The sequence below is a fragment of the Roseateles sp. genome, assembly GCF_036404855.1.
Taxonomy (GTDB): Bacteria; Pseudomonadota; Gammaproteobacteria; order Burkholderiales; family Burkholderiaceae_C; genus Pelomonas.
Genome location: NZ_DASWYS010000297.1, coordinates 1 through 6754, shown reverse-complemented (window position 1 = coordinate 6754; position 6754 = coordinate 1). Strand labels below are relative to the sequence as shown.

The 6754-nt window shown below is 67.9% G+C and carries 5 protein-coding genes and 1 pseudogene; 2 read left to right on the top strand and 4 right to left on the bottom strand.

The features are described from left to right. The first annotated feature begins 459 nt into the window (after positions 1–459). Together nirB and nirD are read left to right on the top strand one after the other, a co-directional pair. Positions 460–2991 carry a nitrite reductase large subunit NirB gene (nirB, locus tag VGF12_RS19665; protein ID WP_331177746.1) on the top strand — a complete coding sequence of 844 codons (2532 nt, stop codon included), beginning with the start codon at positions 460–462 and terminating at the stop codon, positions 2989–2991. A 13-nt stretch (positions 2992–3004) separates the two neighbouring features. Beyond that, positions 3005–3328, top strand: a complete 324-nt coding sequence (gene nirD / locus VGF12_RS19660; protein ID WP_331177745.1) for a nitrite reductase small subunit NirD — start codon at positions 3005–3007, stop codon at positions 3326–3328. Between the two features lie 16 nt (positions 3329–3344). Here nirD and ntrC read toward each other — a convergent pair whose 3' ends face one another. The 4 genes and pseudogenes from ntrC to glnA form a co-directional block, all read right to left on the bottom strand. Then, a complete protein-coding gene (ntrC, locus tag VGF12_RS19655; RefSeq protein ID WP_331177744.1) occupies positions 3345–4817 on the bottom strand; it encodes a nitrogen regulation protein NR(I) in 1473 nt (490 codons plus the stop codon). Positions 4818–4851: 34 nt separating this feature from the next. After that, positions 4852–5949: a nitrogen regulation protein NR(II) gene (gene glnL, locus VGF12_RS19650; RefSeq protein ID WP_331177743.1), complete on the bottom strand. Its 1098-nt coding sequence runs from the start codon at positions 5947–5949 to the stop codon at positions 4852–4854. Positions 5950–5975: 26 nt separating this feature from the next. After that, positions 5976–6467 (bottom strand): hypothetical protein, encoded by a 492-nt coding sequence (locus tag VGF12_RS19645; RefSeq protein WP_331177742.1) that lies wholly within the window; start codon positions 6465–6467, stop codon positions 5976–5978. Between the two features lie 129 nt (positions 6468–6596). Beyond that, positions 6597–6754, bottom strand: a pseudogene (glnA, locus tag VGF12_RS19640) (glutamine synthetase); the annotation flags it as partial.

Below are 6754 nucleotides of genomic sequence, written 5' to 3'. Positions count from 1 at the left end.
GGACCGCCACGAGAAGCTCAAGGCCGGCTTGCTGGCGGGCTATCTGGCCCGGCTGCGCATCCATGGCCATCCGGCCGGCGCCGAGGCCGCCGACTGGCTGGCCCTGGATGCCGAGCTCAACGCGCAGGGCCTCGAAGTGATGCTCGACCGCGCAGCCCGCTGACAGGGCGAAGCGCCCCGCCGCGGTGCGCCACTCCGCACCGCGGCAGTGCTGCGGCGTCCCGGGTGGGCGCCCCACCGGGGAGCGAGGCCGGTTGCCGGCGCAGGCATGCGTCTTGCGATGTGCTGCCCGAGGCGCCGCGCTGGAGCGGCCCTCTGCTTCCCAAGCATCGCCAAAGGCGGCGAACCTCATCCCCGGCCCCGACCGAGCAGACCATTGCTCTCGGGGCCTTCTTCATTGGTGACTCCGACCCGGCCCGCCAGGTCCGGGTCGGCGCAGCCTGCCTCGCTCGAACAGATATGCACATCGTCCTCATCGGCCACGGAATGGTGGGCCAGAAGTTTCTCGAATCACTGGCCGAAGGCCCCGCAGGCACTGACCTTCGGGTGACGGTGTTGTGCGAGGAACCACGCGCGGCGTATGACCGCGTACACCTGTCCGAGTTCTTCGCCGGCAAGTCGGCCGAGGCACTGTCGCTCGTCCCCCCGGGCTTCTTCGAGACCACCGGCTTCAAGCTGCGCCTGGCTACCCGGGCCGTTGCCATCGAACGTCGCAACCACACGGTGACGACGGCCGACGGCGAGGTCATCCCCTACGACAAGCTGGTGCTGGCCACCGGTTCCACCCCCTTCGTGCCGGCCGTGCCGGGCCGCGAGCGCCCGCATTGCCATGTCTACCGCACCATCGAGGACCTGGAAGCGATGCAGTCCAGCGGCAAGGTCGCCAAGAGCGGCGTCGTCATCGGCGGCGGCCTGTTGGGGCTGGAATGCGCCAAGGCGCTGCGCGACATGGGACTGCAAACCCATGTCGTCGAGTTCGCGCCGCGGCTGATGGCCGTACAGATCGACGAGACCGGCGGCCGCGTGCTGCGCGAGAAGATCGAGGCCTTGGGCGTGCAGGTGCATACCCAGCGCAACACCGTCGAGATCACCGACGGCGCCAGTGCACGCCATCGTCTCGTCTTCACCGATGGCAGCTGGCTGGAGACCGACATGCTGGTGTTCTCGGCCGGCATCCGCCCGCGGGACGAGATCGCCCGCCAATGCGTGTTGGCCATCGGCCCGCGTGGCGGCATCGTCATCGACGACCACTGCCGCACCAGCGACCGCAACGTCTACGCCATCGGCGAGTGCGCGGCCTGGAACGACCAGACTTATGGCCTCGTCGCCCCCGGCTACGAGATGGCGCGCGTGGCCGCCCGCCACATTGCCGGCGACGCGGGCGCGGCCTTCCCCGGGGCCGACCTCAGCACCAAGCTCAAGCTGATGGGTGTGGACGTGGCCAGCATCGGCGATGCGCACGGCAAGACGGCCAGGTGCCGCAGCTACCAGTACGTGGACGAGCGCAAGCAGGTCTACAAGAAGATCGTCGTCAGCGAGGACGGTTCGACGCTGCTCGGCGCCGTGCTGGTGGGCGACGCGGCCGAGTACGGGACGCTGCAGCAGATGGCACTCAACGGCATCCGCCTGCCTGCCGATCCCGAGTTCCTGATCCTGCCCAGCAGCGATGGCAAGGTCAGGCCTGGCATCGGGGCCGACGCACTGCCCGACAGCGCCCTGCTCTGCTCCTGCAACAACGTCACCAAGAGCCAGATCTGCGCGGCGGTGGGCGAAGGCTGCGGAACCCTCGGCGACATCAAGTCAGCGACCCGCGCTGGCGCCACCTGCGGCGGCTGCGTACCCCTGGTCACCCAGGTCATGAAGCTAGAGATGGGCAGGCGCGGCATGACGGTGAACAACCACCTCTGCGAGCATTTCCCGCATTCGCGCCAGGCGCTGTACCACCTGGTGCGCGTCGGTGGCATCCAGACCTTCGGCGAGCTGCTGGGCAAGCACGGCAGCGGCCTGGGCTGCGACATCTGCAAGCCGGCCGCCGCGAGCATCTTTGCGTCCTGCTGGAACGCCTTCGTGCTGGAACCGGAACTCGCCAGCCTGCAGGACAGCAACGACTACTACCTCGGCAACATCCAGAAGGACGGCAGCTACTCCGTCGTGCCTCGCATGCCGGGCGGCGAGGTCACGCCCGACGGCCTCATCGCCGTGGGCCAGGTGGCCAAGAAGTACGGCCTGTACACCAAGATCACCGGTGGCGCGCGCGTCGACATGTTCGGCGCGCGCGTCGAGCAGTTGCCCAGCATCTGGGAAGAACTGATCGCCGCCGGCTTCGAGAGCGGCCATGCCTATGGCAAGTCGCTGCGCACCGTGAAGAGCTGCGTGGGCAGCACATGGTGCCGTTATGGCGTGGACGACTCCGTCGGCCTGGCCGTCGAGATCGAGCACCGCTACAAGGGCCTGCGTGCTCCGCACAAGATCAAGTTCGGCGTCTCCGGCTGCACGCGCGAATGTGCCGAAGCACAGGGCAAGGACGTGGGCATCATCGCCACCGACAAGGGCTGGAACCTCTACGTCTGCGGCAATGGCGGCATGAAGCCCCGACACGCTGAACTGATCGCCAGCGATCTCGGCAAGGCTGAGCTGTTCCAGCTGATCGACCGCTTCCTGATGTTCTACGTGCGCACGGCCGATCGGCTGCAGCGCACCAGCACCTGGCGCGAGGCCCTCGAAGGCAGGCTGGACTACCTGAAGGACGTGATCGTCAACGACAGCCTGGGCCTCGCGACCGAGCTCGAGGCACAGATGCAGGCCGTTGTGGACAGCTACCAGTGCGAATGGAAGACGGCCGTCACGACGCCGGAGGTGCGCCAGCGTTTCCGTTCCTTCGTCAACAGCGAGATGCCCGACGAGCGGATCGTCTTCGTGCGGGAGCGCGGGCAGATCCGCCCGGCACGCCCGGAGGAACGCGCCGATGAGCGCAGTGAAGCCACCGCCTGATCAAGGACCCGACATGACTTACACCCCCATCTGCACCGTCGACGACATCCTGCCCGACACCGGCGTGGCCGCCCGTGTCGGCGGGCATCATGTGGCCGTGTTCCGCGTCGGGACGGGCCGCTTCCACGCCATCGACAACATCGACCCGCGATCGGGCGCCAGCGTGCTCTCCCGTGGCTTGGTGGGCAACCTGGGCGAGCGGGTCGTTGTCGCCTCGCCGCTCTACAAGAACCATTTTGACCTCAGCACCGGCGAGTGCGTCGAGGCCCCCGAGCAGTCGGTGCGCACCCATGCGGTGCGCGTGCAGGATGGTCGCGTGCTCGTCGCGCTGCGCTGAACCGGCGGCTCCAGCGTCAGACGTCCAGGCCCAGCTCCTGGATCTTGCGCGTGATGGTGTTGCGGCCGATGCCGAGCTTCTGCGCGGCCTCGATCCGACGGCCCCGCGTGATGTCAAGCGCCGTCAAGATGAGCTGAGCCTCGAACTTCTTGGTGAGTGCATCCCAGACATCGGGCTCACCGGCCGCCAGGCGGCCCCGGGCGTCGGCGGCCATGTCGGCCAGCCACCCTTCGCCGCTGCTGGTGCTGACCGGCGCGCTGGCGGGCGCTGGCGCAGCGACGCCGGGCTGAACCGCCATCGTGCTGGTCATCGCCGTGCTTGAGGGCGCCGGCACATAGCCGGGCTGCAGCTCGTCTGGCAGGTCCTTGGGCTCGATGACCTGGCTCGGCGCCATGACGCTGAGCCAGTGGCAGATGTTCTCCAGTTGGCGGACATTGCCCGGGAACTCGAAATTGGTCAGCACGGCGAGCGCGGCGTCGGACAGGCGCTTGGGCTCCACGCCCAGCTCCGTCGCGCTGCGCTGCAGGAAGTGGCGGGCCAGCGCGGGCACATCCTCGCGACGCTCGCGCAGCGGCGGCAGACGCAGGCGGATGACGTTCAGGCGGTGAAACAAGTCCTCCCGGAACACGCCCTGGCGCACGCGCTCTTCGAGGTTCTGGTGCGTGGCGGCGATGACCCGCACGTTGCTGCGCAACGGGCTGTGACCGCCGACGCGGTAGAACTGGCCATCGGACAACACGCGCAGCAGCCGAGTCTGCAGCTCGAACGGCATGTCGCCAATCTCATCCAGGAAAAGCGTGCCGCCATCGGCCTGCTCAAAGCGGCCACGCCGCGAGGCCTGCGCGCCGGTGAAGGCACCACGCTCGTGGCCGAAAAGCTCGCTCTCCAGCAGGTCCTTGGGAATGGCGGCGGTGTTGATCGCGACGAACGGCCCTTCGCCACGCGGGCTGTGCTTGTGCAGCGCGCGTGCCACCAGCTCCTTGCCCGAGCCGCTCTCGCCCGTGATCATGACGGTGACGTTGCTCTGCGACAGCCGTCCGATGGCGCGGAAGACGTCCTGCATGGCCGGGGCCTGGCCCAGCATTTCGGGCACCTGGGCCGCGGCCTCCTGTTCGCCGGCCTCGCGCTGGCTCTCCTCCTGCGCGCGACGGATCAGCTCAACCGCACGCGGCAGGTCGAAGGGCTTGGGCAGGTACTCGAACGCACCGCCTTGGAAGGCAGAGACGGCGCTGTCGAGATCCGAGTAGGCCGTCATGATGATGACGGGCAGCGCCGGCAGCCGCGCCTTGACCTTGGCCAGCAGTTCCAACCCCGAGCCACCTGGCATGCGAATGTCGGAGACCAGCACCTGCGGGGAGTCGTCGTCCAGCGCGGCGAGCATGTCGCGCGCATTGCTGAAGCTGCGCACCGGCAGCCCCTCGCGGGCCAGGGCCTTCTCGAGCACAAAGCGGATCGAGTGGTCGTCGTCAACAACCCAGATGGATTTCATGAGGTTCCTCAGCCCGTCCCGTCGGCTCGTGGCTTCAAGGCAGGGGCAGCGTGATTCGGAAATTGGTCAGGCCCGGCTCGCTCTCACAGTCGATCATCCCCTGGTGCTGTTGGGCGATCGTCTGCGCGAGCGTGAGTCCGAGGCCGGAGCCGCCCTCCCGCCCTGAGACCAGGGGAAAGAAGATGCGATCCCGGATCTCGGCGGGAACGCCGGGACCGTTGTCCTCGATATGCAATTCCAATGCCAAGCGCCAGCGCTGCTTGCCGATGGTGACCTGCCGGGCAACGCGCGTGCGCAGCACGATCTGGGCATCGCCGGCCGCGATGCGCGAACCGAGCACCTGAGCGGCGTTCTGCACAATGTTCAGCACCATCTGGATCAGCTGCTCACGGTCACCGCGGAAGTCGGGCAGCGAGGTGTCGTAGTCGCGCGTGATGGTCAGGCCCTTGGGGTGCTCGATCAACACCAGCGCCCTCACCCGCTCGCAGATCTCGTGGATGTTGACGTCGCCGACGACATGGGCACGCCGATGCGGCGCCAACAGGCGGTCGACCAGGCTCTGCAGCCGGTCCACCTCGTGGACGATGACCTGGGTGTACTCCGTCAGCTCGGGGCTGCCATCCTGCAGCTCCAGCGCCAGCAGCTGGGCCGCCCCCCGGATGCCGCCCAGCGGGTTCTTGATCTCGTGGGCCAGATTGCGGGTCAACTCCTTGGTGGCCTGCACCTGATCGAGATTGCGTTCGTCGCGGTCCTGGCGGGCCTGCTGCGCGATCTCGATCAGCTCAACGAGCACGCGCGGCGCACCGTCCTCGGCCGCGTCCATCTGCGACACGATCACGTGGACCGGCAAGCCGTCCTCCTGGGCCCAGGAGCCGCGCCGCAGCAGCGCATCGAAACGGCTGCTGGAGTATTGGTTGGCGGCGACGCCGGCCAGTGTCTCCGTCAGGCGCTGAGCGTCGACGAACCAGTCGGGCAGGTGTGCCTTCTGCACCGTGCGGCGTGACAGCCGCATGCCGTTCTCGAAGGCCGCGTTGGCGAACAGGCATTCGCCGTCGGCACTGACGACGACGACCATGGTGGCCAGCAGGTCCAGGCCGGCGAACTCGGCCAGCAGCAGGGGGGTATCAGTCATGGCGCGCGTCGGCGCCATGCCGACAGTCAGGGGAGCTTGGAGATTTCGCGCTTGAGCGCCTGCACATCAGCCTCGTAGCGGGCGATGTTGTCCTTGAGTTCCGCCATGCGGTCCAGGTACTTCTGGTAATTGCGCTCGTCACCGCGGCGCTCACCCTGGCCGTTGCTGAAGTCGCGCTGCGCGTTTGCCAGCCGTTCCTCGGCCTGGCGCAGCTCGGTCTGCAGCACCTGACGGCGCTCGTCGTCGCGCGCGCGCTGCTGGCCGGCCTCGATGCGACCGTCACCACTGCGCGCCCCTTCCGTCGCGGCCGCCGTGGCCGTGCTGGGGCGCGGCTTGGGCGTCTGCAGCACGGTGATGGGCGTGCCTTCGATGGTGCGACAGCCCTTCTCGCTCGCTTCCTTGGCGGACAGCGCGTCGGTGTAGAGCACCGGGGGGCCGGGGCAACGGTAGACCGTCCCCTGGGCTTGCGCGCCCAGGCTGGCCAGAACGAACAACGGTGCCAGCAGTCGATTCAGCATGGCGGCATTGTGGCCCAGACAAGGAAATGAAAAAGGGGCCGCGCGGGCGGCCCCTCTCCAGGGATGGCCGGGCAGCAGCCATGCGGCTGCCCATGCACGGGGCGGCAGCAAGCTTGCCGCCTCCAGCCATCACAGCGCGTAGTACATATCGAACTCGACCGGGTGGGTCGCCATGCGGAAGCGGGTCACTTCCTGCATCTTCAGCTCGATGTAGGCATCGATGTAGGAGTCGGTGAACACACCACCCTTGGTCAGGAAAGCGCGGTCCTTGTCCAGATATTCCAGCG